This is a genomic window from Streptomyces sp. B15, assembly GCF_018070605.1.
In the GTDB taxonomy this organism is placed as follows: Bacteria; Actinomycetota; Actinomycetes; order Streptomycetales; family Streptomycetaceae; genus Streptomyces; species Streptomyces smyrnaeus.
In genome coordinates this window covers 107,390-133,537 of the sequence record NZ_JAGPXJ010000002.1, presented here as the reverse complement: position 1 = coordinate 133,537, position 26,148 = coordinate 107,390, and the positions used below count along the sequence as shown (strand labels likewise).

20 protein-coding genes and 1 tRNA gene are annotated in these 26,148 nt (G+C 73.2%); 12 read left to right on the top strand and 9 right to left on the bottom strand.

Annotation, left to right across the window (positions count from 1 at the left end; all coding sequences use genetic code 11):
- Window positions 1–132: 132 nt before the first annotated feature.
- Together glmU and KBY19_RS02025 are read right to left on the bottom strand one after the other, a co-directional pair.
- Window positions 133–1,695, bottom strand: coding sequence for a bifunctional UDP-N-acetylglucosamine diphosphorylase/glucosamine-1-phosphate N-acetyltransferase GlmU (glmU, locus tag KBY19_RS02030; RefSeq protein ID WP_210964992.1), 1,563 nt, complete (start codon window positions 1,693–1,695; stop codon window positions 133–135).
- Window positions 1,696–1,827: 132 nt separating this feature from the next.
- Window positions 1,828–1,898 (bottom strand) — tRNA-Gln (locus tag KBY19_RS02025).
- A gap of 228 nt (window positions 1,899–2,126) precedes the next feature.
- Here KBY19_RS02025 and KBY19_RS02020 point away from each other — a divergent pair.
- Window positions 2,127–3,725: a sensor histidine kinase gene (locus KBY19_RS02020; RefSeq protein ID WP_210964990.1), complete on the top strand. Its 1,599-nt coding sequence runs from the start codon at window positions 2,127–2,129 to the stop codon at window positions 3,723–3,725.
- A gap of 24 nt (window positions 3,726–3,749) precedes the next feature.
- Here the strand turns inward: KBY19_RS02020 and KBY19_RS02015 are convergent, their stop codons facing one another.
- Both KBY19_RS02015 and KBY19_RS02010 read right to left on the bottom strand, forming a co-directional pair.
- On the bottom strand, window positions 3,750–4,292 hold the full coding sequence (locus KBY19_RS02015) for an SUKH-3 domain-containing protein (RefSeq protein ID WP_210964988.1): 543 nt from the start codon (window positions 4,290–4,292) through the stop codon (window positions 3,750–3,752).
- The gene (locus KBY19_RS02010; protein ID WP_307842617.1) at window positions 4,289–4,837 is read right to left on the bottom strand and encodes a YwqJ-related putative deaminase; all 549 of its coding nucleotides are present in this window, start codon (window positions 4,835–4,837) and stop codon (window positions 4,289–4,291) included. Before KBY19_RS02010 ends, KBY19_RS02015 begins: the two co-directional genes overlap by 4 nt.
- A gap of 288 nt (window positions 4,838–5,125) precedes the next feature.
- On the opposite strand from KBY19_RS02010, the gene KBY19_RS02005 reads away from it, so the two are divergent.
- The 6 genes from KBY19_RS02005 (at window position 5,126) to mfd (ending at window position 15,613) form a co-directional block, all read left to right on the top strand.
- Complete coding sequence (locus tag KBY19_RS02005; protein ID WP_210964986.1) at window positions 5,126–6,007, top strand: hypothetical protein; 882 nt, start codon at window positions 5,126–5,128, stop codon at window positions 6,005–6,007.
- 157 nt (window positions 6,008–6,164) lie between these two features.
- Window positions 6,165–7,178 (top strand): SMI1/KNR4 family protein, encoded by a 1,014-nt coding sequence (locus tag KBY19_RS02000; protein WP_185017104.1) that lies wholly within the window; start codon window positions 6,165–6,167, stop codon window positions 7,176–7,178.
- Between the two features lie 7 nt (window positions 7,179–7,185).
- Window positions 7,186–9,720: an SUKH-4 family immunity protein gene (locus tag KBY19_RS01995; protein ID WP_210964984.1), complete on the top strand. Its 2,535-nt coding sequence runs from the start codon at window positions 7,186–7,188 to the stop codon at window positions 9,718–9,720.
- A gap of 101 nt (window positions 9,721–9,821) precedes the next feature.
- Window positions 9,822–10,829, top strand: a complete 1,008-nt coding sequence (locus KBY19_RS01990; protein ID WP_099881719.1) for an LCP family protein — start codon at window positions 9,822–9,824, stop codon at window positions 10,827–10,829.
- A gap of 90 nt (window positions 10,830–10,919) precedes the next feature.
- Window positions 10,920–11,840 carry a cellulose-binding protein gene (locus tag KBY19_RS01985; RefSeq protein ID WP_099881717.1) on the top strand — a complete coding sequence of 307 codons (921 nt, stop codon included), beginning with the start codon at window positions 10,920–10,922 and terminating at the stop codon, window positions 11,838–11,840.
- A 176-nt stretch (window positions 11,841–12,016) separates the two neighbouring features.
- Window positions 12,017–15,613, top strand: a complete 3,597-nt coding sequence (mfd, locus tag KBY19_RS01980) for a transcription-repair coupling factor (RefSeq protein WP_099881715.1) — start codon at window positions 12,017–12,019, stop codon at window positions 15,611–15,613.
- Between the two features lie 42 nt (window positions 15,614–15,655).
- On the opposite strand, the gene KBY19_RS01975 is transcribed toward mfd, so the two are convergent.
- Together KBY19_RS01975 and KBY19_RS01970 are read right to left on the bottom strand one after the other, a co-directional pair.
- Window positions 15,656–16,027, bottom strand: coding sequence for a hypothetical protein (locus tag KBY19_RS01975; RefSeq protein WP_099881713.1), 372 nt, complete (start codon window positions 16,025–16,027; stop codon window positions 15,656–15,658).
- Between the two features lie 74 nt (window positions 16,028–16,101).
- Window positions 16,102–16,716, bottom strand: a complete 615-nt coding sequence (locus tag KBY19_RS01970; protein WP_099881711.1) for a hypothetical protein — start codon at window positions 16,714–16,716, stop codon at window positions 16,102–16,104.
- Between the two features lie 252 nt (window positions 16,717–16,968).
- Here KBY19_RS01970 and KBY19_RS01965 point away from each other — a divergent pair, with 252 nt between their 5' ends.
- From KBY19_RS01965 to KBY19_RS01955, 3 genes are all read left to right on the top strand, one after another.
- Window positions 16,969–18,864: an N-6 DNA methylase gene (locus KBY19_RS01965; protein WP_307842609.1), complete on the top strand. Its 1,896-nt coding sequence runs from the start codon at window positions 16,969–16,971 to the stop codon at window positions 18,862–18,864.
- A gap of 180 nt (window positions 18,865–19,044) precedes the next feature.
- Window positions 19,045–19,809 carry a hypothetical protein gene (locus tag KBY19_RS01960; protein ID WP_210964982.1) on the top strand — a complete coding sequence of 255 codons (765 nt, stop codon included), beginning with the start codon at window positions 19,045–19,047 and terminating at the stop codon, window positions 19,807–19,809.
- Entirely contained in the window at window positions 19,806–21,098 is a 1,293-nt protein-coding gene (locus tag KBY19_RS01955; RefSeq protein WP_185017089.1) for a serine/threonine-protein kinase, read from the top strand. The genes KBY19_RS01960 and KBY19_RS01955 overlap by 4 nt, the downstream gene beginning before the upstream one ends.
- A gap of 97 nt (window positions 21,099–21,195) precedes the next feature.
- Here the strand turns inward: KBY19_RS01955 and KBY19_RS01950 are convergent, their stop codons facing one another.
- A complete protein-coding gene (locus KBY19_RS01950; RefSeq protein ID WP_099881707.1) occupies window positions 21,196–22,458 on the bottom strand; it encodes an FUSC family protein in 1,263 nt (420 codons plus the stop codon).
- Window positions 22,459–22,802: 344 nt separating this feature from the next.
- Between KBY19_RS01950 and KBY19_RS01945 the strand changes: the two genes are divergently transcribed.
- Together KBY19_RS01945 and KBY19_RS01940 are read left to right on the top strand one after the other, a co-directional pair.
- Complete coding sequence (locus tag KBY19_RS01945; RefSeq protein ID WP_099881705.1) at window positions 22,803–23,465, top strand: SurA N-terminal domain-containing protein; 663 nt, start codon at window positions 22,803–22,805, stop codon at window positions 23,463–23,465.
- Between the two features lie 89 nt (window positions 23,466–23,554).
- Window positions 23,555–24,568 carry a nucleoside triphosphate pyrophosphohydrolase gene (locus KBY19_RS01940; RefSeq protein ID WP_185017087.1) on the top strand — a complete coding sequence of 338 codons (1,014 nt, stop codon included), beginning with the start codon at window positions 23,555–23,557 and terminating at the stop codon, window positions 24,566–24,568.
- A 7-nt stretch (window positions 24,569–24,575) separates the two neighbouring features.
- On the opposite strand, the gene KBY19_RS01935 is transcribed toward KBY19_RS01940, so the two are convergent.
- Both KBY19_RS01935 and KBY19_RS01930 read right to left on the bottom strand, forming a co-directional pair.
- Window positions 24,576–25,595 (bottom strand): Ppx/GppA phosphatase family protein, encoded by a 1,020-nt coding sequence (locus tag KBY19_RS01935; protein WP_210964980.1) that lies wholly within the window; start codon window positions 25,593–25,595, stop codon window positions 24,576–24,578.
- Complete coding sequence (locus KBY19_RS01930) at window positions 25,592–26,131, bottom strand: DUF501 domain-containing protein (protein ID WP_099881703.1); 540 nt, start codon at window positions 26,129–26,131, stop codon at window positions 25,592–25,594. Before KBY19_RS01930 ends, KBY19_RS01935 begins: the two co-directional genes overlap by 4 nt.
- Between the last annotated feature and the right edge of the window lie 17 nt (window positions 26,132–26,148).

The window sequence follows — 26,148 nt, the reverse complement described above, 5'->3', positions numbered from 1 at the left end:
GCGGCTCAGCGGGGGGCGGCGTCGGTTGGCGGGGCCGCATCGGTCAACGGGGGCGGCGTCGGTTTTCGGCCGCATGGCCTGTCAGGCTCCCCATAACCGTACGCCCAGCGTCATACAACCGGATACCCGGTCTTAACCCTCTTCGGCGGGAACCTGCCCGTTCGCGTCCTCGGTGGAACGGGTGGTTTCAGCCGCCTCCGAGGGGCTCTCGGACGGTGCTCGCGAGGCTGCTCGGGCCGCATCCTGCGTGGCGGCCGTCTGCGCCTCGTCGGCTGCCTGGGCTGCCAGCGCGGAGGCGCTGCCCGGTCGTTTCCGGGCCACCCAGCCCTCGATGTTGCGCTGCTGGCCGCGCGCCACGGCCAGCGAGCCGGGCGGCACATCCTTGGTGATCACGGACCCGGCGGCGCTGTAGGCACCGTCCCCGACCGTGACAGGAGCCACATACATGTTGTCCGCACCCATGCGGCAGTGCGATCCGACCGTGGTGGTGTGTTTGCTCTCACCGTCGTAGTTCACGAAGACGCTCGCCGCGCCGATGTTGCTGTGCTCGCCGATCACCGCGTCACCCACATAGGAGAGGTGCGGCACCTTGGTGCCCTCGCCGATCTCGGCGTTCTTCATCTCCACGTAGCTGCCGGCCTTCACCTTGCGGCCCAGCCGGGTGCCCGGACGCAGATAGGTGTACGGCCCGACCGAGGCGCCCTCGCCGATCTCCGCGCCCTGCGCGACGGTGTTGCTGACCGTGGCGCCCGCGCCCACCCGGGTGTCCGCCAGCCGCGTGTTCGGCCCGACCTCGCTGTCCGCACCCAGATGTGTGCTGCCCAGCAGCTGGGTGCCCGGGTGGACCAGGGCGTCCGGCTCGTAGGTCACGCCCACGTCCAGCCATGTGGTGGCAGGGTCGATGACCGTGACGCCCGCCAGCATGGCGTCCTCCACCAGTCGGCCGTTGAGCATCCGGCGGGCCTCGGCCAGCTGTACGCGGTTGTTGATGCCCGCGATCTCGCGGTGATCGCCCGCCACGGCGGCGCCCACCCGGTGACCGGCCTCCCGCAGGATGCCGAGCACGTCTGTGAGGTACTCCTCACCCTGGCTGTTGTCGGTGCGGACCTTGCCGAGCGCCTGCGCCAGCAGTCGGCCGTCGAATGCGAACACCCCCGAGTTGATCTCCCGGATGGCGCGCTGCTCCTCGCTCGCGTCCTTGTGTTCCACGATCGCGGTGACCGCGCCGCCGCCGCTCTCGCGGACGATCCGGCCGTAGCCCGTCGCGTCCGGGACCTCGGCGGTCAGTACGGTGACGGCGTTGCCGTCCGCGGCGTGGGTGTCCGCCAGCTGCTGCAGCGTCCGGCCGGTCAGCAGCGGGGTGTCGCCGCAGGTCACCAGGACCGTCCCGGCGGGGCCGTCCTCGCCCAGCTCCTCCAGTGCCATCCGGACGGCGTGCCCGGTGCCGTTCTGCTCGTGCTGTACGGCGGTACGGATGCCGGGGTCCAGCTGCGACAGATGCGCGGTGACCTTCTCCCGCGCGTGTCCGACGACCACGACCAGCTGCTCCGGATCCAGTGCTCGCGCGGCGCTCACGACATGGCCGACCAGCGAACGGCCGCAGAGCTCGTGCAGGACCTTCGGAGTCGCCGACTTCATGCGGGTGCCCTCACCCGCTGCGAGAACGACGACGGCTGCCGGGCGAGTGACGCTCACGGGTGTGCCCTTCGGCTTCGGGGGTGGGTGCTGTCCGCAGAATACCGGTGGGTCGGCGCATGCCGACGTCGACGGGTGCGCGCGTGGCAGTGGCGGCGGGGAGCGGGGAGAGCGCCCGTGAAGGGGAATGGGCTCCCGGGGAGGGATTCGAACCCCCATCGACGGCACCAAAAACCGCTGACTTGCCCTTAGTCGACCCGGGATTAACTGTATGTCCGATATGCCACTCCGGCTGATCGGGCACCCCATACTATGCCGCACGATCAGGTCCGCACGCGACGGTAATGGCGAGGGGCAGGGGTGTTGTCCCGGCGCACGCCGCCGCGCTGTCTCGCCGAGGGAAACCGTCCGGTCACGGACGAACGAGCGGAATGGGATGTTCCGGGGATCGGCAGGACAAGCTGCCGGGGGGCGGTCGTAGGGTGGTCGGTATGACCGAGACGGGGGAAAACCGTACGCGGGGCGGGCCGTGGTGGTGGGAGAGACCACGGAGTGCGGTGCTCGACATCGCCCTGGGCGCGGCCTCCGCCGCGGAGTGTGCGCTACAGGGTCAGGGCTTCGCCCGGGAAGTGGGGATTCCCAGTGTGCTCGCGGTGGTGCTCGGCGCTGTCGCGGGGGCGATGCTGGTGCTGCGCCGCCGCTGGCCGATAGCCGTCGTCCTGGTCGCCATCGCCGTCATACCGGCCGAGATGGGCACCTTCCTCAGCGTCGTCGGCCTCTACACGCTCGCCGCCACCGAGGTGCCCCGCCGGATCACCGGACTGCTCGCCTCGATGGCCGCCCTCGGCATGCTGGTGATCACCGCCTTCCGGCTCGATCAGAGCATCGGTCAGGACCCCGACTTCAACCCCTCGGCCTGGTTCGTCCCCCTGGTGACCGTCCTCATGTCGATCGGTGTGACGGCCCCACCCGTGCTGCTCGGCCTGTACGTGGGCGCGCGGCGGCGGCTGGTGGAGTCGTTGCGGGAGCGCGCCGACGGCCTGGAGCGCGAACTGTCACTGCTGGCCGACCGGGCGGAGGAGCGCGCCGAGTGGGCGCGCAACGAGGAGCGCACCCGCATCGCGCGGGAGATGCACGACGTGGTCGCACACCGGGTGAGCCTGATGGTGGTGCACGCTGCGGCGCTCCAGGCGGTGGCGCTCAAGGACCCGGAGAAGGCGGCCAGGAACGCCGCACTGGTGGGCGACATGGGCCGCCAGGCGCTCAACGAGCTGCGCACGATGCTGGGCGTACTGCGGTCCGGCGAAACGGAGCGGACGGAGCGGACGGAGCGGACGGAGCGGACGGAGCGTTCGGAGGGCGCAGAGAAGCCGAACAAGACGGACAAGGCGGAGCGGTCCCACGCCGCGGAAGGCTCCCGTCCCGGTTCCGCGGCAGGCTTCGCCGCGACCGGTTCCGCCGCGACCGCCGCCGCGACCGGCTCGGCGGCCATGGGGGATTCCGGCGTCGTCGACGGGCAGCCCGGTGGCGGCGCCGCCGAGGCTCCTTCACGGCTGGCCGAGTTCGCCTCGGCGGTCGCCGGGCGGGCGAGCACCGGTGCCGCGGAAGCCCGGAAGGAGGGAGCGCGGACGGGGGCGCACGACGGCGGGCCCCGCGCCGACAAGGGCGCCGTCTCCTCCGATGTGCCGGACGTGCCCTCCCTCGCGCAGCTCGACGTGCTGGTCGGACAGTCACGCGCCGCGGGGATGACGGTGGAGCTCAGCGTCGAGGGCAGCCCCGACGGCACATGCCCCCCGCCGGTGCAGCAGACCGCCTACCGGGTGGTCCAGGAGGCGCTGACCAACGTGCACAAGCATGCGGCGGGGGCCGCCACCCGGGTACGGGTCGCGCACCGCACCGCCGAGGTCGCGCTCCAGGTCGAGAACGATCCGGCCGCCGACGGCGCGGCCGACGCGGGTCTGCCCAGCGGCGGCAACGGCCTGGTGGGGATGCGGGAGCGGGTGACGGCGCTCGGTGGCGGTTTCGTCTCCGGGCCGACGGACGCGGGCGGCTTCCGCGTCTCGGCGATCATCCCGTACGCGCGACCGTGAATCGCCCCGTACGCACGACCGTGATCATCCCGTACGCGCGTCCGTAAGGCCCTCGGGGCCCGTGCTGCTCTCCGGCGGGGGAGCGGGCGGCGGGGTCGCGCTCAGCCGGGCCGGGACCAGCCCCATCAGCAGGGCGGAGAGCGCGGCGTCGAAGCCGGCGCCCAGATACCAGTCGCCGGTCGCGTCGATGCTGTAGACGCGGCGCTCGGCGTCGATGGCCAGCAGCGCCTCGTCCTCGCCCTCGATACCGATCGGGCAGACCTGGGTGCCGAGCGCGCGGCCGAGATCGGAGAAGGTGCGCGCCGAGTGCAGCCCGGGGAGCGGATCGATGTACACGGGCGAGGGGGCCAGATGCCGGCCGGGGCCCGTGGGGGTGATGTGCAGGGTGCCGAACTCGGCCCACACCTCGACGGCCGCGGGAAAGACCGCGTGCCGGTGGCCGCCGGGTGAGAGGTGGCCGCGCAGGGTGTCGGCCCACTGTTCGGCCTGCCGGATGTCCCAGCGGCCGGGCTCCCACCCGGCGGTGCGCAACGGGTCGTCGACGGCGACGGGGAAACGGGTGGTCACTGCGCGCTCTCCTGTGCCGGGTCGACGGCCCGCACCCCGAAGTGGGCCAGCAGCGCCCCGCAGGAGCGGCACGGCGGCGCGTAGCTGCCGTGCAGCGGGTCGCCGTCCTCCCGGATGCGGCGCGCGGTGAGCTTGGCGTGTTTGAGGGCGCGCTTGGCCTCGCTGAGCGTGAGCGGCTTGGTCGCCTTCCCGGTGCGGGAGGCCTTGCCGACGGTCCCCTTGCCGCCCCGCGCGTTCCTGGCGGCCTTGCGCCCGCCGCGCTTCTCCGCACGGGCGGCCTCGGTGGCGGTCAGATAGCGCGACAGCAGTACGGCTTCGGGGCAGCGGCCGGTCTGGCGGGAGCGGCGCTCGGTGGTGAGGGTGTCGAGGAAGTCCTGCACCAGGTGGTGGTGGGTGGGCGGACGTTCGCCCTTGCTGCCCGTGCAGGTGAGGGTCTCGCCACGGATGGACAGGGCGGCGGCGACGGCCGGCAGGATGCCGTCGCGGCGCTGGAGCAGGACCGGTGCGGTGGCGCTGAGGGAGTCGACTGCGGCTATCCAGCCGATACGGGGGTCGCCGCTGCTGTACGAGCTGCTGTACGAGCCGTGCTGCGACTGCGGCGCTTCCGGCTGCCGCGGTGTATGCGCCTGTGGTGCCGTGTGCAATGGAGCTTCCTCCCAGAGTGTCCCCTCTGTGCCGGGGCTCGCCCAAGTATGCAGTGTGGCGCATGAGTCGATCATTCCGCCGGTGATGTCATGGAATTGTGGCGGTGGTGGTGACATCGTGAAGGGCGCCTTGTGACGCCCCCCAGGGCGGCGGATGATGACCAGCCTCCGCGACCGAGAGGGATGGCCATGACCCGCACGACCCGTACGACGCGGCCCGCGCGTCTTCGCGCGCCGCGCCGCACGCTCGCCGCTGCCGTCGTGCTGCCCGCGCTGCTGCTGCCGCTCACGGCCTGCGGTGGGGGAGGCGACGCCGACCAGGGGGGAAGCGACGGCGGCGCGAGCAGTGACAGCAAGAGCGGCAGCAAGGACGGCGGCGCCAAGGGCGGCAACTCCGAGGACGGCAAGGACGGCAAGGACGGCAAGGGTGACGCGGGTGGCGACGGCGGCAGCGGTGGCGCCGACGGCAGCGACAAGGCCGCGAAGCCGCTCGGCGAACAGCAGTTGCGCTCCGCGCTCCTCAAGACCGGGGACCTGTCGGGCTACCGGGTCAACGAGAGCAAGACGGCGCTCAGTGAGGACGACGACGACACTCCGCGGACCGGCCCGGAGTGCCGCCCGCTGATCGATGTCTTCAGCTCCGACTCCAAGCAGAAGCGCTCCGCCTGGGCCGGCATCGGCATCGTCAAGAGAGGTGAGGACGAGCTCAACGCCCGGAGCACCATTCACCAGGTGCTGCTGTCCGCCTATCGGCCGGGCGACGCCGAGGCGTTCATGGGCGACCTCAAGAGCGCCGCGCGGCAGTGCGAGCAGATCGTCGACAAGAAGGCCGGCAGGACCGAGAAGGTGACGGTCGAGGCACGGCCGTCGCCGCGCCGGGGTGACGACTCCGTGCGGTTCCTCATGGAAAATACGGAAAAGAGGAAGACGGGGGTGCTGGTGACGGTTGTCCGTTCCGGTGCTCACACCATGAGCTTCATGTCCACCTCGCTGTCGGGTGAGCGGGTCGCGGAGCCGAAGCCGGTGGTGGACAAGCAGTTGGCGAAGCTGGAGGCCGCCACCGGGCGTTGACCGAGGACCGAACCCCTGGTGGTCGCGGGCCGAGCCGCCGGTGGTCGCGGACCGGGTCCCTGGTGGTCGCGGGGCTGACCACCAGGGGCGGTGTCTGCCTGCTGCGGTACCGCATAGGCTGTTCGGAACCAGCCAGAAGCAGCAGGGAGCCAACGCCATGACGACAGGTCGGCTTGGGGTGGGGGCACCTCCCGGCCCCCAGGGCCGGGGAGAAGCCCCCGCGCCACCGAACCGGGCGTACGCCGGGCAGGTCGTGAACTTCCCGGACCCCGTCAGGGCGGCCCGCTACCCCCAGGGGGTGCGGGTCGACCACAGCGGGTTCCCGGACTTCTCCGCGTACGCCCGTGCGGCAGCAGAGATCGCAGAGCCCCCGGACGGCTTCGGTGGCGACGAACTGCGCCTGACGGACTACGTCTCGGCCAACGCCGCGCTGCACGCCGAAGGGCACGAACTGTGGGCGGATCTGCCGCCCGTCGCCACCCCGCACGGCTGGACGTGGCACCACGTGCCGTTCAGCCGCCGGATGGAACTCGTGCCCGTCGAGGTCAAGGCGCTGCTGCGGCACCACGGTGGTCTGACGACGGCGGGCGTCGACCACGAGAAGACCGGTACGCGCCCCCTCCAGGAGACCAGGCCCGCGCACTTCGCCGTCCCGCACGGCCCCGAGTCCGCGGTGAGCGAGCGGCAGGTGGTGGACGTCGAGGAGCGGCTGGGCTATCGGCTGCCCGGTGCCTACCGGACGTTCCTGAAGGTCGCGGGCGGCTGCGCGCCCCAGGGGGTCGCGCTCGACGCGGAGCTGGGCCTGCTGGTGGACCAGCCGTTCTTCACGGTGCGTGATGACGCGGCCGTCAACGATCTCGTCTACATCAACAAGTGCCTGCGCGACCACCTCACCAAGGACTACCTGGGGGTCGGATGCGTACAGGGTGGGCTGATCGCGGTGAAGGTGAAGGGCGAGGCGCCCGGTTCGGTGTGGTTCTGCGCGTACGACGACGCCCGGGACGCCGACGGTATGCAGGTGCAGGAGCGGGTCGAGCGGCTGCTGCGGCCGTGCGGCGCGGACTTCGACGAGTTCCTGCTGCGGCTGGCCGGCAACCCGCCGGAGCTGGAGACCGTGGCGAACCTGATGGTGGACGGCGGCTTCGCCCGCGCCGTCCCTGTGGAGAGGTGAGAGCGCGATGGTGACCTTGGCGCAGGCCCAGGAGCGCGCCGAGCGCTGGGTCAACGGTGACGTACCCGGCTACCAGCACCGTGAGGTGCTGGTGCGCGAGTTCGACCTGGGCTTCGTCGCCTGGGCCGAGGACCGCGAGGGCGGACCGGTCTCGGACGGCGGCAACGTCCGGCTGGTCATCGCCCGCGACAGCGGCGAGACGACGCTGTGGCCCGCGCTGCCGGTGGGCGAGGTCATCCGCCGCTACGAGGAGGAGTACGGCGAGGAACCGGCCGTGGCACCTCCGCCGCCCCAGCAGCGGCTCGATCTGGAGGCGACCTCGTTCCTGCTGACGCCGCCCGAGTGGCTGCAGCAGGCGGCCGACAAGATGGGCATCCCGGACCGGCGCGCCGACGGCCCGGAAACCTCCGGTGCACCCGGTGCTCCGGGCTCCGCCGTGCCGGACACACCGCCGCCGGCCTCCCCCGCTGCTGCCGCCGCCTCCGCCGGGGACTCGCTGGGCGGGAACCCGTCCGGGGCCAGCCCCTGGGACGGCGCCGACACCGGTGGCGCCGGAAGGGGCGAGGCGCAGGCGCCGCCCGCGACCGTGTTCGCGCCGCCGCTGATGGGCAGCGACGAGGACGACACCCCGCCGCCCCCCGGCTCCGAGGCGCGTACCGAACTGCTGCCCGAGGGCAGTGTGCTGCCCAGGACGACGGTGGCTCCCGCGCTCGACGGTCCGGACACCGACTTCGGTCACCCCACGGCCCAGCATTCCGGCGGGCCCTCCCAGGGCGGCGCGCCCGCAGGTGACCCCGGCACGAGCGACACCGGCACAGGTGACCCCGGCACGGGCGACACGGGCACCGGCGGCGACACGGGCGCCGGCCCCGGGAGCGGCGGCGTGCACCATGCCGCCACCATGCTGGCCGACCCCTCCCAAGGCGGTCTCCAGATGCCCGGCGCCCCCGGGGCGCCCGGAACCCCCGGCTCCGGTGACATCGCGGACGCCGCCACCAGCCGTGCCGCGCGCGACTCCGCCCCGGCCCGGCCGTCCTCCAGGGGCACGGGCCCCTCCGTGCCTCCGCCGCCCGGTGCTCCCGGCACCCCCGGAGCCCCCGGGACCCCCGGAAGCCGCTCCGGCGGTGGCCACGGCACACCACCGCCGCCCTCCGCACCGGGCGCTCCCGGTGTTCCCGGTGCACCCGGTGCGCCAGGTGCTCCCGGTGCGCCGGGTGGCGGCTATGTGCCGACGCAGATGGTCTCGGCCGACGACCTCGCCGAGCAGATCAACCAGAGCGGGCAGCAGCCGAAGGTGGATGCCCCCGGCGACTCCGCCACCCCGCCACCCGGCGGCACGGGCGGTGGCGGCGTGCACCAGGCGGCGACGATGCTCGCCAGTCCCGGACCCGGCGGCCCCACCGTGCCCGCACCCCCTGGTGCTCCCGGTGCACCTGGAGCGCCCGGCACTCCGCCGCCCGGTGCGCCCGGTACTCCGCCTCCCGGCGCCCCGGCTCCCGCCATGGCGCCGGGCCCCGGCGGGCCGCCGCCCGGTGCGCCGCAGCCGCAGCCCGGTCAGCCCACGGTCGGTCCCGGCTACATGGCCGTCCTGCGCTACCGCGCGCCCGACGGCTCCGAGCAGCAGCTCATCCGCCGCTCCGCGCCGGGCACCCCGCACCCGGAGTGGCAGCTGCTGCACGAGCTGCGGGCGATGAACGTGCCCCCGCAGCAGGTCGTCGAGCTCCACACCGAGCTGGAGTCCTGCGACCTGCCCGGCGGTTACTGCGCGCGCATGATCCGTGAGACCTGGCCGCAGGTGCGGGTCAGCCACACCGCCTCGTACGGCACCGACCACGCGTCCCGGCAGCAGGGGATGCGGCATCTGATCGAGCACCAGGGCGAGCTGCACCAGGTCGCCGACGGCCCCGCGCGGCCGGCACCCCAGCGGGTGCCGCTGCCGCCTCCCGGTCAGATCCCGCCCGCGCCGCCCATTCCGCCCGACGCCATCGGGCAGGAGCTCATGCAGGCGTTCGGGCCGCAGGGGGTCTTCCGCTTCGATCAGCGTGCGGTCTCCCGGCAGGGTGTGCCCGACATCGTGGCCCAGACCCTGGTCTGGGCGGGCGTCCCCATCGACATGGGCCCCTTCTTCTGGGGCCAGGCCCAGCCGGGCCGCCCCGTGCCCACCCTGGCCGAGCTCGCCCAGGAGCGCGGTGTGCAGCCCGCTTCCGACGCGGGGTCCTACCTGGTGATGGGGACGGACTTCGGCCGGCAGCTGTGCGTGCAGTACGGGACGGCGAACATCGTCGCCGTGCCGCTGGAGGCGGGGCCCGGTGGCCAACCCGCGTCGCCGCAGTTCGTGAACACCGGACTGCCGGAGTTCGTGCGGTGCATGGCCATGCTGGGGCGGATGTGGCGCCTGAGGTTCGGGTTGACGGCGGAGCAGGCCGGCCGGTGGACGGTCGACTTCCAGGCCCAGCTCGCGGCGCTGGACGCTGCCGCTCTGGCCTCGCCGGAGAACTGGTGGGCGGTCCTGCTGGAGCAGATGTGGGACGGTCTGTTCTGATCTTCCGTCCCCTCGTGCACCCCGGGACCGGGTAGGGGCGGCGTCCGTCGGACGGGTCAGGGTGGCGGGCGGCCGCGCGCCGGGTGCGGGACCCTCGGTCCATGTACGGGGAGAGCAGCACCCTCTACCGCGCGGGCCGGCCGCGCCGCCGCCGATGGCCGCGGGCGGTGGCCCTCGCGCTCCTGGTCCTCGTCCTGGCCTGCGGCGCGGCGGTCGCCGGGACCTATGTGTGGGCGGACGACCGGGTGCGGCACACTCAGGCGCTCGCCGACTATCCGGGCCGCCCGCCCCCGGGCAAGGGCACCAACTGGCTGATCATCGGCACCGACACCCGCGCCGATCTCAGCCGCCGGGAGCGCGAGGAGCTGCACGTCGGCGGGGGCGGCCAGCGCAACACGGACACGGTGATGGTGCTGCACTACGGTGCGGCGGGGCCGTATCTGGTGAGCATTCCGCGCGACTCGTACGTCACCGTCCCCGGCCATGGCCGCGGCAAGATCAACTCGGCGTATGCGCGCGGCGGCCCCGAGCTGCTCACCCGGACCGTCGAACAGGCGACCGGGCTGCGCCTCGACCACTACGCGGAGATCGACTTCCTCGGCTTCACCCAGGTCGTCGACGCCCTGGACGGTGTGCGGATCTGCCTCAAGAAGCCGCTGCGCGACGAGAAGTCGGGGGCGGATCTGCGCGCGGGCTGCCAGACCCTCGACGGCAAGCAGGCGCTGGCATTCGTCCGGGCGCGCTACAGCGACCCGGAGGGGGACCTGGGGCGGGTGAAGCGGCAGCGGCAGTTGCTGAGCGCTCTCATCCGGGAGGGCACGGGTCCGGGCACCGTGGGCAACCCGTTCCGGTTCTATCCGTTCCTCGGCTCCGCCCTGGACGCGGTCACCGTCGACACGGGGAGCTCCGCGCTGTCACTCACACGAATGGGCTGGAAGATCAGACGGCTGACGGAGGGCGACGGGGGTACTGCGACCGTCCCGGTGGCGAACCCCGGGCTCAGCGTGCCGGGTGCCGGAAGTGTGGTCGCTTGGGAGCCATCCGGGTCACGTTCTCTTTTTCATCAGTTGCGACAGGATGTGCCGATTACGGCAACTCCGGTGAAGTAGCGCATCCTGGGGCAGGCCGGTCTCGTTGCGTGAGCGTCGGGGCCGTCGGATCGCAGAGAGTGACGGGACAGCTGAGATAAGGGGCTCGATATGAGTGCGTCGTCGCCGCACGGCTTCGTTGTCGTCCGGGGCCGCGGGTACCGGCCCGAACAGGTCGACGGCCGCGTGACCGAGCTGAACGCGGAACGCGAGGCCGCCTGGCACCGCACCGCGCAGCTCACCCAGCTCGCCCAGGAGCTGGCCGAGGAGGCGGAACGGCTGCGCGGTGTCGCCGCCGCACTGCCACCGCAGACCTACGAAGCGCTGGGCCCGCGCGCCCAAGGGCTCCTCGCCACCGCCGAGTCCGAGGCCACCGACGTACGGGCCGCGGCCGAGTCCGAGGCGCAGCAGCTGACCGAACGCGCCGAGGAAGAGGCCCGCGCCGTGCGCGACGCCGCCCGCGACGCGGCCTCCCGCCGCCGCGCGGACGCCGAGGCCGCCGCGACCAGGACCCTCGACGCCGCCCAGGACCGTGCCGACGAGCTGCGCTCCGAGGCGCGTGTGCAGGCCGAGAAGATCAGCCAGGAGGCCTCCGAAGCGCTGCAGGAGATGTCCCGCAGGTGCGCTGTGCTCCTCAGCGAACAGGAGAAGGAGCAGGCCGCGCAGGCGGACGCCTTCGAGCGGGAGCTGGCCACGAAGGAGGCCGACTTCCAGGCCTACGCCGCCGAGCTGGAGGAGCGCGGCCAGCGCGCCCTCGCCGACGCCAAGCGGGAGCACGCGGAGAGCGAGGAGGCGGCACGGCACCAGCAGGAGGACGCGGAGGCGCGCGGCGCCGAGCTGATCGCTCAGGCCCGGGTACGGGCCGAGGGGATCGAGAGGGAGACCGAACGGGTGCTGCGGGAGCACGCCGAGCGGGCCGAGGAACTGCGGCAGCACATGGCGCACGTCCGCTCCTCGCTCGCGGCCCTCACCGGCCGCACCCCGGAAGACCCCGCCGTCCCCGCTCAGCAGTCCGCCTCAGCCGCGGACTGAGCCGGCTCCGTCCCCACCCGGTCGCAGCTCCCGGTCCGTGACGGGCGGGGGCGGTGTCACCGGTGCGGCGTACCCTGAAAGGGTCCCGGTTCGCTTGCGAACCGGGCTCTTCGTCGTGCGCGCCCAGCACGACGCACCCGCGCCCGCCCGGACGGAAAGCCGAAAGCGAAGCCCTCATGAGCCTGCACGGTCTGCTCGATGCCGTCACCAAGGACCCCGCGCTGGAGGAGGCCGTCCAGGCCGCGGCCGACGGCAACCGGCACCACGTCGACATCGTCGGCCCGGCGGCGGCCCGCCCCTTCGCCGTCGCAGCGCTGGCCCGCTCGGCCTCCCGGCCGGTGCTGGCGGTGACGGCGACCGGCCGGGAGGCGGAGGACCTCGGGGCCGCGCTGCGCTCCCTCCTCCCGGAGGAGGGCATCGTCGAGTACCCCTCGTGGGAGACGCTGCCGCACGAGCGGCTCAGCCCCCGTTCGGACACGGTGGGCCGCCGCCTGGCGGTGCTGCGCAGGCTGGCGCACCCGGACCCGTCGGACCCGGCCACCGGCCCGGTCTCGGTCGTCGTCGCACCGATCCGCTCCGTGCTCCAGCCGCAGGTCAAGGGGCTGGGCGAGCTGGTGCCCGTCTCGCTCAAGCAGGGGCGGAGCGCCGATCTTGAGGAGGTGGTCGACGCGCTGTCGGCCGCCGCCTACGCACGCGTGGAGCTGGTGGAGAAGCGCGGGGACTTCGCGGTCCGCGGCGGCATCCTGGACGTCTTCCCGCCCACCGAGGAGCACCCGGTCCGGGTGGAGTTCTGGGGCGACGAGGTGGAGGAGATCCGCTACTTCAAGGTCGCCGACCAGCGCTCGCTGGAGATCGCGGAGCACGGGCTGTGGGCGCCGCCGTGCCGCGAGCTGCTGCTGACGGACGAAGTCCGGCGGCGCGCCGCGGAGCTGGCGGAGGTCCACCCGGAGCTGCACGAGCTGCTCGGCAAGATCGCCGAGGGGATCGCGGTGGAGGGGATGGAGTCCCTGGCGCCGGTGCTGGTGGACGAGATGGAGCTGCTGCTGGACGTGCTGCCGGCCGGCAGCATGACCGTGGTGTGCGACCCGGAGCGGGTGCGTACGCGCGCGGCCGACCTGGTGGCCACGAGCCAGGAGTTCCTGCAGGCGTCGTGGGCGGCGACGGCCGGCGCGGGGTCCGGCGGCGAGGGGGACGGCGCGAAGGCCCCGATCGACGTGGGCGCCGCCTCGCTGCGCGGGATCGCCGAGGTGCGCGAGCACGCCCGCGAGCTGGGCATGATGTGGTGGACGGTCAGCCAGTTCGCCGCGGACGCCGAGACGGAGGACGACGGGGACACCCTTCAGCTGGGCCTGCGCGCCCCCGAGTCGTACCGCGGTGACACGGCTCGTGCGCTCGCCGACACCAAGGGCTGGCTGGCCGACGGCTGGCGGTGCGTGTACGTCACCGAGGCGCACGGACCCGCGGCGCGTACCGTCGAGGTGCTGGGCGGCGAGGGGGTGCCAGCGCGGCTGGGGGCACCCCCCGGGCGGAGTCTGGGGGAAGGGCCCGAGCTGACGCTGGAGCCGTCACTGGTGCATGTGGCGTGCGGCTCCCTCGACAACGGTTTCGTCGCCCCCGGCCTCAAGCTGGCGGTGCTGACGGAGACGGATCTGTCGGGCCAGAAGGCGGCGGGCAAGGACGGCACCCGGATGCCGGCGCGCCGTCGCAAGCAGATCGACCCGCTGACACTCCAGCCGGGCGACTACATCGTCCACGAGCAGCACGGTGTGGGCCGCTACATCGAGATGGTGCAGCGCACGGTGCAGGGCGCCACCCGCGAGTATCTGCTGGTGGAGTACGCGCCGGCCAAGCGCGGCCAGCCCGGCGACCGGCTGTTCGTGCCCACCGACCAGCTGGAGCAGATCACCAAGTACGTGGGCGGCGAGCAGCCCACCTTGCACCGGCTGGGCGGCGCGGACTGGACGAAGACCAAGGCGCGGGCCAAGAAGGCGGTCAAGGAGATCGCCGCCGACCTGATCAAGCTCTACAGCGCGCGGATGGCCGCGCCGGGGCACCCGTTCGGCGCGGACACCCCCTGGCAGCGGGAGCTGGAGGACGCGTTCCCGTACGCGGAGACGCCGGATCAGCTGACCACCATCGGCGAGGTCAAGGAGGACATGGAGAAGTCCGTCCCGATGGACCGGCTGATCTGCGGGGACGTCGGCTACGGCAAGACGGAGATCGCCGTGCGGGCCGCCTTCAAGGCGGTGCAGGACGGCAAGCAGGTGGCGGTCCTGGTGCCGACGACACTGCTGGTCCAGCAGCACTTCTCCACGTTCACCGAGCGGTACGGCCAGTTCCCGGTCAACGTACGCGCGCTCTCCCGGTTCCAGACCGACACCGAGGCGCGGGCGACGCTGGACGGGCTGCGGGACGGCACCGTCGACGTCGTCATCGGTACCCACCGGCTCTTCTCCTCGGAGACGAAGTTCAAGGAGCTGGGCCTGGTCATCGTCGACGAGGAGCAGCGGTTCGGCGTCGAGCACAAGGAGCAGCTGAAGAAGCTGCGCGCCAATGTGGACGTGCTGACGATGTCCGCGACGCCGATCCCGCGCACCCTGGAGATGGCGGTCACCGGCATCCGCGAGATGTCCACGATCACCACGCCGCCGGAGGAGCGGCACCCGGTGCTCACCTTCGTCGGCCCGTTCGACGAGAAGCAGATCGGCGCCGCCATCCGCCGCGAGCTGCTGCGCGAGGGGCAGGTCTTCTACATCCACAACCGGGTCGAGTCCATCGACCGGGCGGCGGCGCGGCTGCGGCAGATCGTCCCGGAGGCGCGGATCGCCACCGCGCACGGGCAGATGAGCGAGCAGGCGCTGGAGCAGGTGGTGGTCGACTTCTGGGAGAAGAAGTTCGACGTGCTGGTCTCCACGACGATCGTGGAGAACGGCATCGACATCTCCAACTCCAACACCCTCATCGTCGAGCGCGGAGACACTTTCGGGCTGTCCCAGCTGCACCAGCTGCGCGGCCGGGTGGGCCGGGGCCGCGACCGCGGCTACGCCTACTTCCTCTACCCGCCGGAGAAGCCGCTCACGGAGACCGCCCACGAGCGGCTGGCCACCATCGCCCAGCACACCGAGATGGGTGCCGGTATGTATGTGGCGATGAAGGACCTGGAGATCCGCGGCGCCGGCAACCTGCTGGGCGGCGAGCAGTCCGGGCACATCGCCGGGGTCGGCTTCGACCTGTATGTCCGGATGGTCGGTGAGGCGGTCGCCGACTACCGCGCGGCTCTGGAGTCCGGGGAGGCGGGCCAGGTCGAGGAGGCCCCGCTGGAGGTCAAGATCGAGCTGCCGGTCGACGCGCACGTCCCGCACGACTACGCGCCGGGCGAGCGGCTGCGGCTCCAGGCCTACCGGTCGATCGCCGCCGCCAACACGGAGGAGGACATCGCCGCCGTACGGGAGGAGCTGACCGACCGCTACGGGCCGCTGCCCGAACCGGTGGAGAACCTGCTGCTGGTCGCCGGACTGCGGATGCTGGCCCGCTCCGCGGGGGTCACGGACATCACCCTGCAGGGGAACAACGTCCGCTTCAGCCCCGTCGAGTTGCGGGAGTCGCAGGAGCTGCGGCTCAAGCGGCTGTACCCGGGCTCGGTCGTCAAACAGGCCGCCGGCCAGGTGCTGGTGCCCCGCCCCAAGCCCGCCACCCTCGGCGCGAAGCCCGTGACGGGTCGCGAGCTCCTGGCCTGGGTGGGGGAGTTCCTCACCACGATCCCGGGCGCCTGAGCAGCGGGCCGAGCCGGGCGTCCGCCGCGGCGAAGCGAGGCGTCAGCGGACGACGCGCACCGCGGCGGCGGCGCCGCTGTCGAGTTCCTTGTCGAGCTCGTCGGCGGCGTCGCCGAACGCGGTGACGACGACGACCAGCCCCCACACGCCGAGGGCGAAGGCCGCGAGTGACAGCAGGACCCCGGCCAGTGCCGTCTTCCCGTTGGTGGCGCTCCCCTTCTTGGCGCGGGAGCGGCCGACGAGGCCGAGGACGAGTCCGATGAGCCCGAGGGTGCCCGAGAGCCAGAACAGGATCGGGACCAGCCCGGACAGCGCGCCGACGAGGCCGAGGATCAGCGCGGTGAGGCCGAGCCCGTTGCGGGCCGCCACGGCGGGTGCGGGCTGCTGGGCGGGCGAGTGGTGGGCGTGCGACATGGGTGTCCCCCCTGGGAGCGGTGCTGTGTACGGGTGCTGGTGCGGGTGGTGTGTGAGGCGCGTCCGGGGCGCGATCAGAGCTTGAGGCTCCACTGCGCGGGTTCCGTCTCGAAGTCGTTCACGCTGACCTCGATGTCGAGCGTCCCGGCGCCGCGCGGGGCGTCGAAGCCGTAGGTGGCGGTGGCCCGTTTGCCGGGCAGCAGCTTGCCGGTGAAGCCGCTGCCGACGGTCTCGCCGTCGAAGATTCCGGCAGTGGTCTCACCGTCCTCGCCCTGCCGGGCGCCGACGGTGACCAAGACGGTGTCGATCTTGGTGTCGCCGGTGTTCTCCAGCGTCACCCGTAGCTTGTGGGCCTGCTGCCCCGACTTGTGGCCTGCCGCGTACGCGGACGGTGTGAACGGTTCGGGCGCCGAGACGGTGACCTTGAGCCCCTTGTCGGCGTAGAGCGCGGATTCGCCCGCGGCGCGTGGGCCGCTGTCGCCGCCGTTCTTCTGCTGCTTCTTCCGGTCGGCGGACGGGCCCGACTGTTTGCCCTCGCTGCTCGACGAGCCCGCCTTACCGGTCCTGGCCTTCTCGGTGGTGGGCTCCTCCAGGGAGCAGGCGCCGAGCGCGCCGAGGGTGAGCACCGTCGCGGCGGTGACGGCGGTGACGAACAGGGGGTGCTTACGGGGCAGTGCGCGTGCGGGCATGACGCGACCTCCGGTCGAGTGATGAGTGGTGTGAGCGGTTCGGCTCGCCGTGCCGTGAACCGATGGGCTAATAACAACATTGCCTGTGAACCGAGTCAACAAGGAATCGTGAAGCTGTGGAAATTCACGCCGTGAACGGAGAGGGGCAGCAGCGGGATGGGTATGCTCGTGCGCACCGCCACGTTCACGACGGCGGTCTCACGGGCAGCACACAGGGCGGCCCACCGCGGGCGGTCGAACGGGAGGAATCCGGTGTCGGACGGCACGGAAGTGACGGCAGCGGCCATCGCCCGGCTCGCCGGTGTCGGCAGGGCCGCGGTCAGCAACTGGCGACGGCGCCATGCCGACTTCCCGCGTCCCGTCGGCGGCACCGAGACCAGCCCCACCTTCTCCCTCGCCGAGGTCGAAAGCTGGCTGCGCGAGCAGGGCAAGCTCGCCGAGGCGCCGCTGCGCGAACGGGTGCGCCGCCGACTGGAGGGCGCCTCGGAGGGATACGGCCCGGCACTCGTGCGGGCCGGCGAACACCTGGCGGGGCTCAACGAGCTGTCGGCCGCCGACCCCCTCGCCGCGGCCCGGCGCGAACTCGACCGGATGGCCGAGGAGACAGGGCCCGCGGCGGCCTTCGAGCAGCTGCTCGCCGACCACTTCGACGCCAACCCGCGCCAGTACACCCTCACTCCGGCGCCCACCGCCGCGCTGATGGCCCGGCTCGCCGGGCCGGGCGAGTCGGTGCTCGACCCGGCATGCGGCTCCGCCGAACTGCTCCTGGCCGCCTTCGCCCCCACCGGTACACCGGCCGGGGCAGGCGCCTCGGGGGACAGCACTCCTCCCTCCGCGCTCCACGGCCAGGAGGCCGACCCCCTCCTCGCCAGGCTGGCCGCGCTCCGCCTCACCCTGCGGGCCGCCGGCGGCCGGACGGGCCCGGCCGCCGTCGACGTCCGCGCCGAGGACGCGTTGCGTACCGAACCGGCCGCCGACGCACCGCTGGTGACGACCGTGCTGTGCCACCCTCCGTTCAACGAACGCAACTGGGGCCACGACGAACTGGCCTACGACCCGCGCTGGGCCTACGGCCTGCCGGCCCGTACCGAGTCCGAACTGGCCTGGGTGCAGCACGCGGTGGCCCGGCTGCGGCCGGGCGGCACCGCCGTACTGCTGCTGCCGCCGGCTGTCGCCGCCCGCCGGACGGGCCGTCGGGTGCGCGCCGCGCTGCTGCGCAAGGGAGCGCTCCGCGCCGTCCTCGCGCTGCCACCGGGTGCCGCGGCACCGCACAGCCTGCCGCTCCACCTGTGGGTGCTGCGCAAGCCGGACGGCGCCTCGGACGCCGCGTCCCGGCTGCTGCTGATGGACGCGGCGGGTGGCCGCGCGGAGGGCGAGGAGCCACCGTCCTGGAAGCAGACGGCCGAGACCGTGCTGGCCGCCTGGCGGGTGCACGACGCGGGTGAGGCCGTTCCCGAGCAGCCCGGGAGGTGCGCCACGCTGCCGGTGATCGACCTGCTGGACGACGAGGTGGACCTCAGCCCGGCGCGCCATCTGCTGCCGGGCGGCGCCGGAGCGGACGCCGCGGCGCTCGCCGATGTCCGCGTGGAACTGGAGCGCACCCTGCGCCGCACCCTTGAGCTGACCGCCGCCGACGCGGCTGCGCCCCAGGCCGAGCAACCGTCCGGTGCCGGTGGCACGGCGCTCCCCGAAGCCACCGTCGGCGAACTCGCCCGCAGCGGCGCACTGGAGGTGCACACCGCCACCTCCGAGCCGGTCACCACCGCACCGGGCGACGTCGTCATTCCCGTACAGGGCCGGGGCGCGGCCTATGTGGTCGCCGAAGGGGAGGGCGGGGCCCGGTTGGGCAAACCGCTGTGTCTGCTGCGGCCCGACCCGGCGGCGCTGGACGCCTGGTTCGTCGCCGGGTTCCTGCGCTCGACCGCCAACACCCGGCAAGCCAGCAGCTACGCCTCCAGCGCCTCGCGGATCGATGTGCGCAGGCTGCGGCTGCCGCGGTTGCCGCTGGAGCGGCAGCGGGCCTACGGGGAACGCTTCCGCCGCCTCACCGAGTTCGAGACCGCGCTGCGGCGGGTGGGGGAGTTGGGCGAGGAGTTCGTCCAGGGCATGTTCGACGGGCTCGCCGACGGCACGGTGCCACCGCTCTGACGGGCGGACCGGCCGACGTTCCCGGGGCGGGCCGGGGGCAGCAGGGCGCGGGCCTACAGCGGGTCGGCGGTGCGAAGTCGACAACGATTCTGCTTCCCTCCGCCGTCACGTATCCGCAACTCCGTACCGCTGTATACGCTCACCTCCTGCCTTGTCCGTTCCTGTTCCCCAGGAGGAAAGATGTACGGCCCGGCCGCGTCCCCGCCACCGCAGCCGCCGCCCGGTACGGTCACCACCGGTCCGGCCGGCGCCGGGACCCGGCCGGGGACCACCCGCACCCTGTTGGTGCGGATCGCCTTCGCGTCGTTCCCCGTCTGGTCGCTGGGGCTGCTGGCCTGGGTGCCGTCGCTGCGGTTCGCGGTGCTGCGCCGCCGGCCGCGCGACTGGATGGTGTTCGCGGGGGCGTGCGTGCTGACGGCGCTCTACATCGTGCTGCTCTTCGTCGTGCCGGAGTCGAAGCCCGGTGAGGAGGGCGATGCGCAGCTCGGCGCCGGGGTGTACATCGTGCTGCTGATCGGCGGCGCCGTGGTGCACGCCGTACTCGGGGACCGCGCCCCGCGTGCGCCCCGTCAGGCTGCGCGCCCTGCGTACACGTCGGCGCCCGCCCCCGGGCCGTACGCCCCCGCAGCCCGACCCGCGCCCCGCACCGCGCCGCCCGCATCGCCGCCCCCGTACGGCGGCGCCGCTCCCTACGCCCCCACGGTCTCCGCGCACCCGGCTCCGGCCCCGGACCCATCCCCCGCTCCGGGCCCGGGCCCGGCTCCGGCCCCCGCTCCGGTGACGTCGCCGCGGATGCGGCAGGTGGCCTCCGAGCTCGACGAGCTCGGCCAGTTCCTGCGCCAGAAGCAGCCCGGCGGCCGGCAACAGCAGCAGCAATCCGACCGGGAGCCGGAGCACGACCAGCAAGCGCGGCAGCGGCAGCCCGGCCGGTGGGACCGCCCGTGAGGCCCGGGCGGCTGATAGGTGGCCGGTACGAGCTGTCCGAACCGCTCGGCAAGGGCGGTATGGGCCAGGTGTGGGGCGCACTCGACGCGGGGCTCGGCGGCCGTGCCGTCGCCGTGAAGCTGGCGCACTCCGAGCGCATGGCCTCCCTCGTGCAGAGCGCCGACCCCGAGGAACTGCGGCGTCGCTTCGCCCGCGAATGCCGGGTGACCGCACAGCTCGACCACCCGGGGCTGGTGACCGTCTACGACGCGGGCCAGGACGGCGAGGAGCTGTATCTGGTGATGCAGCGCCTCGACGGCAGCGACCTGGCCGACCACCTCGCCGAGCACGACCCCTACCCCTGGCAGTGGGCCGTCGCGGTCGCCGCGCAGCTGTGCTCGGCGCTGGCCGCCGTGCATGCCGTCGGCGTCGTCCACCGGGACCTGAAGCCCGGCAATGTGATGGTCCGCCCGGACGGCCGCGTCGTCATCCTCGATCTGGGCATCGCCTCGGTCGGAGCCCCGGACGTCACCCGGCTGACCCGTACCGGTGCACTGGTCGGCACCCCGGTCTACATGGCGCCCGAGCAGGCCACCGGGGGCTCCGCGGTCGGTCCGGCCGCCGATCTGTACGCGCTGGGCGTGGTGCTGTACGAACTCCTCGCCCGCCGTACCCCGTTCGAGGCCCCCGAGGCCGCCGGGCTGCTCTACAAGAAGCTGCACGAGGAACCGCTCGCGCTGGAGTCGCTGTGCCCGGACGTCCCCGCGCCGCTGCCCGGCCTCGTACGGCGGCTGCTCGACCGCGACCCCGCGCGCCGGCCCGCCGACGCGCACGAGGTGTACGCGGTGCTCGCCCCGCTGCTGCCCCGCCCCGGAGAGCGCGCCCCCGGGCCGCCGCTCGACCCCACCCGCCCGTTCCTGGCCCCCGCCGCGCCATGGCCGCCGCGGCGCGGCGCGGCACCGGCGGCTGAGGGGGAGCTGAACGCCGTACTGGAGGACATCCGCAGACTGCTGGGTGCGGGCCGGTACGCGGAGGTGGCCGCCCTCCTCGGCCGTGCTCTGCCGGTGGCCGTCACCACCTACGGCGAGACCTCGCCCATCGTGCGGACCCTGCGCAAGCAGTACGCCACCGTCCTGGTGGACACCGGCCAGTACGCCCAGGCACTGCCCGAGCTGGCCGCCCTGCTGCGCGACCTGATCCGCGAACGCGGTCTCCACGATCCCTCGGTGGCCCAGCTCCTCCAGGACGAAGCCCTCTGCCGCCACCATCTGGCGCCGCCCTCCTCCCACGTCCCGCCCGGCTCGTTCTGACCGCCAGGGCGGGTCGGAGCACCGCACCCGGTGGCAGACCACCGCACCCGGTCGTCGTTCGGTGGCCGTTCGGTGGCCACCCGGTGGGGGCAGCCACTCAGCGCTCCTCCTCCCACTCCAGCTCGCGCTCCTCCTCCTGCTCGCGCTGGTGGGAGCGTTCGCGGCTGCGGATCTGGCGGATGCGGCGCAGGACCGGGTTGCGCTCGCGCTGCTCGCGGGACTGGCGGTCCAGCTCCTCCCACAGGCGCTGGGAGCGCTTCTCCACGTCCAGCTCGTCGAGGAGGCGGTCGGCCTCGGCGAGCAGCGCGCCATGGAGCTGCCACTGCCGGGGGTGCTCGCGGACCTTGTCGAGGAGCTGGAAGGCGACGGTGTCCCGGCTGGCGCGGCTGGCCTCCAGCTCCCGCACCAGCCGGTCCTCGGCCTGTTCCGCGCTGGCGCTGACCGGTGTGGTGATCAGTACGGCGAAGGCCTCCACCGCGGCGGCCATATGGATGTACAGCTGCCGCATGCTGTCGGCGATCTCCTCGCTGAACAGCGGCTCGTCCAAGCGTTTCTTGGCCAGGTCGGTCACTGTCCGCGCGGTGGTGCGCAGCACGACGGCGCAGATCTCCAGGGCGTCCAGCCCGGTGCGCAGGACGATGCGGGAGAGCAGGCCCTCGCGGACGCGCGGATTGAGCCGCAGGCTGTCCTCGGCGCGCCGCAGTTCGACATCGACCTCCACGATGTCGTGGTCGAGTTTGCGTGCCTGGTGCAGCCGGTCGGCGGCCTGGCTGACCGGGGTGAAGCCGCACACGTCCTCGCCGAGTCCCAGCAGCAGCCGGTTCATCCGGCCCGCCAGATCGATGACCGCGTCACCGGCGGGCTGCACCCACACCGGTGGGACGAACAGCACCTGGAACCCGAGTCCGACCACCGCGCCGATCAGCGTCTCCAGCACCCGGTCCCAGGCCATCTGCGCCACCTGGTTCTGGGTCACACCCAGCACCAGCATGGCGCTGATCGCCGTCTCGGGGACGAACTCGCCGGCCTTCACGAAGCGACCGGTGATGAGCGCGGCGAGGATGACCACGCCCAGGCTCCACCAGGTCAGCCCGACCAGGGCGCTGAAGCCGCTGGCGACCAGCACCCCGGCCACGACCGCGTTGACACGGCGGATACCCGTGCGCAGCGTCGTGTAGAGGGTCACCTGGGTGACCAGCAGCGCGGTCAGCGGCGCGGTCAGCGGTGCTGCCTCACTGCTGAGCTGCAGGGCGACGGCGTAGCTGATCACGGCGGCGATGGTCGACCTGGCCGTCTGGGCGACCACGGGCTCCCGGTGCCGCCGCACCAGGTTCAGCAGTGGGTCGGTGACTTCACGCACCCTGCGTCCCTCCCCGCTTTTCCTGCCGGTGCCACCAGAAGAGCGCCGTAGGGGTGACGGTCGCGGTGCGGTCGGCGGCCGGGACGACTCCATCGGCCCCGGGTCACCCGGTCCTCCTGGTCCCTGCCGGCCCGGCGGACGACACCGGACGGCCCCGCCGCGCCCCGGACCACCGCCGAGGGGTCGGCCGCGTGTACTGATGAACGGGAGAGCTACCCAACTGCTCCCGAATCGTTGGTCGATTTGATGTCGAACCGGTGGTCATGGACCCGTTCGACTCCCTACCATCGATCATCGCCAGGTCGTGCGAGGACGCGCGACCCTCGCCGCCGCCGGGAGGCCCCATGGAAAGCCGTCACCGCAGGTCCGTGCTCACCCTTTCCGCCGTCGCGGCACTGGTTGCCGCGGTACCGCTGCTCACCGCGTGCGGCAACGACGCGCACCCGGGCGCGGCAGCGCTGGTGAAGGGCGACCGGATCAGCATGGCGCAGCTCCAGTCCCGGGTCGGCGCCGTGCGGGATGCGCAGCGGGACGCCCCGCAGGGCGAGCAGATGATCAAGCAGAGCGGCAAGCTGACCCGGGCGACGCTCGACGGGATGATCCGCGAGCGCATCGTCGAACAGGCGGCCGAGGACGCGGGAGTGGGCGTCAGCCGCCGCGAGGTCCAGCGGGTCCGCTCGCAGCTGGAGCAGCAGGCGGGCGGCAGCAAGCGGCTGGAGGCGGCGCTGCTGCGGCAGCAGAGCGTCGCGCCCGACGAGATCGACAACCGCATCCGCATGCAGCTGCTCGTCGAGAAGATCGCCGCGGCCAAGGGCATCGACCCGATGTCGCCGAACGGCAACCAGCAGCTGACCGCGGAGCTGTCCAAGGTCTCCAAGCGCATGAACATCGATGTGAACCCGCGCTACGGCAGCTGGGACGCGGACCGCTCCACCCTCACCGGGGCGAAGACCCCGTGGCTGCGCGATGTGACCGGCGAGGCGGCGGAGCGCGGCCGGCAGATGTAGCCGGCCGGCACACGCCGCCGGGCCGCCGGCCAGCCGGGTGCCCTGGGAGCACTCGTCGTTTCCAGGGCCGTCCGGGTTAGGTTCGTAGGGTGAACGAGATCCCCGAGACCGGCCGTGTCGTCCTGCTCACCACCACCCACCGGGTGGCGCCCGGACTGTTGTCCTGGCCCGCCTGGGAAGCGCTGCGCACCGCCGATCGGGTGGTGTGCGCGGACCCGGCGCATCCGCAGCTGCCCTATGTGCGGGACGCGGGCGTCAAGGCGGAGGCAGGCGTCGAGCTGGACGCGCGGGCGCTGGTGGAGGAGTGCGCTCAAAGCGGCGGCCGGTCGGTCGTCGTGCTCGCCACCGCCGAGGGCGAGCCCGCGCTCACCGACGGTCTCGCCCGGCTGGCGGGCTCGGGACGGGTGGCCATGCCGGACCTGGAACTGCTGCCCGGCTCCTACGACCTGCCCGGCGCCCGGCTGCTGGACGCCGTGCAGGTGATGGACCGGATCCGCCGCGAGTGCCCGTGGAGCGCGCTGCGCACCCACGAGGACCTGCTCAAGTACGGCGTCGAGGAGGTCTACGAACTCATCGACGCCATCGAACGCGGCGACCGCGCCGAACTGCGCGAGGAACTCGGCGATGTACTGCTCCAGGTCGTCTTCCACGCCCGTATCGCCCAGGACGACCCCGCCGAGCCGTTCGGCATCGACGATGTGGCCGGCACCCTGGTGGAGAAGCTGGTGCACCGTCACCCGCACGTCTTCGGTGACGACGTCGCCGAGACCGCGGCCGAGGTCGAGACGCACTGGCAGCGCCGTAAGGCCCTGGAGAAGAGCGACCGGTCCTCGGTGACCGAGGGCATCCCGCTGGGCCAGCCGGCGCTCTCCCTCGCCGCGAAGCTCGCCGGCCGCGCCCGTACGGCCGGTATCCCCGCCCCCTCGCCGGAGTCCCCCGGCGAGGGAGTGGGCTACGCGCTGCTGGCGCTGGCCGCCCAGGCCGAGCGGGAGGGCGTCGACCCGGAAGCGGCGCTGCGCGCCGCCGCCCGCGAGTACCGCGACCTGATCCAGCAGCGGGAGCAGCGAGCGGAACCGCGGACGGAGCCGCGGGACCGCGCCTGAGACCGCCTCAGCCCGCCGCGTCCGCCGCCACCTTGAAGCCGATGCCGTCGAGGATGTCGTGTTCGCTGACCACGACCTCCTCGGCGCCGATCCGCTCCATGATGGTCAGCAGCACCAGGGCGCCCGCGTTGATGACGTCGACGCGGCCCGGGTGCATGACCGGGATGGCGGCGCGCTCGTCGTGTGTCGCGGTCAGCAGCCGGTCGGTGAGCTCGCGGACCCGGGACCGGGAGATGCGGGTGTGGTGGATGCGGGACGAGTCGTAGGCGTCCAGGTCCAGGGCGATGCCGCCCAGGGTGGTGACCGTGCCCGCAAGGCCCACCAGGGTGCGGGCCCGCTCCAGCGGCACGGTGCGGGCCACCTCGTCCAGTGCGGCCGACACGTCGGCGCGGATCGCGTCCACCTGCGCCTCGGTCGGGGTCTCGGTGAGCGCTCCGTCCACGGTCAGATGGCGCTCGGTCAGCCGCACGCAGCCGATGTCGACGCTGCGGGCCGCCTCGACGCCCTCGGTGCCCAGTACGAACTCCGTGGAGCCGCCGCCGATGTCCACCACCAGGTAGGGCGGTGCGAAGGTGCCGGTGGCCAGTTCCTTGGTGGCGCCGGTGAAGGAGAAGTCCGCCTCCTGGTCGCCGGTGATCACCTCGGGCTCCACGCCGAGGATGTCCAGCACGCCGCTGACGAACTCCTCCCGGTTCTCCGCGTCCCGGGACGCGGAGGTGGCGACGAAGCGGGTGCGCTCGGGCGGTACCCCGAAGGAGGCGATGACCTCGGCGTACCGGCGGCACGCCGCGAACGTCCGCTCCAGCGCCTCGGGCGCCAGCCGCCCGGTGCGGTCCACGCCCTGCCCCAGCCGGACGATCTCCATCCGGCGGTCCAGCTCCGTCAGCGCACCCGTTCCCCCCGCGCCGGAGGCGCTGTCGAACACAGCCCGAGCGCCGGGGGCGCTGTCGGACACAGTGAGATCCGCCACCAGCAGGCGGATGGAGTTGGTGCCGCAGTCGATCGCGGCCACCCGGCTCGTCGTCATGCCCGGCCCTCCGCCGTCTTCTGGGGGACCGTCACGCACGGGCCCTTGCGCCACCACTCGGGCAGCATCGCCAGTGCCTCGTCGCCCAGCGGATTGACGCCGGGGCCGGCGACCAGCGAGTGCGCGACCAGCACGTGCAGGCATTTGACGCGGTCGGGCATGCCGCCCGCGCTGGGGAAGCCGACCAGCTCCTCGATGGCGTCACGGCGCGCCAGATAGTCCTCGTGCGCGGCCCGGTAGGCGTCGGCCAGCTCCGGGTCCTCGCCCAGCCGGGCCGTCATCTCCTTCATCACGCCGTTCGCCTCCAGCGTTCCGATGGCGGAGGCGGCGCGGGGGCAGGTGAGGTAGTAGGTGGTGGGGAACGGCGTGCCGTCCTCCAGCCGGGGCGCCGTCTCCACCACGTCGGGCAGCCCGCAGGGGCATCGGTGGGCGATGGCGCGCAGCCCGCGCGGCGGGCGGCCGAGCTGCTCATTGAAGGCCGCGATGTCCGCGTCGGTGGGCGGCGTCGGCTCGGTCCGGGGCGGTGGGGTGTCCATGGGTGAGGTGCTCGTCG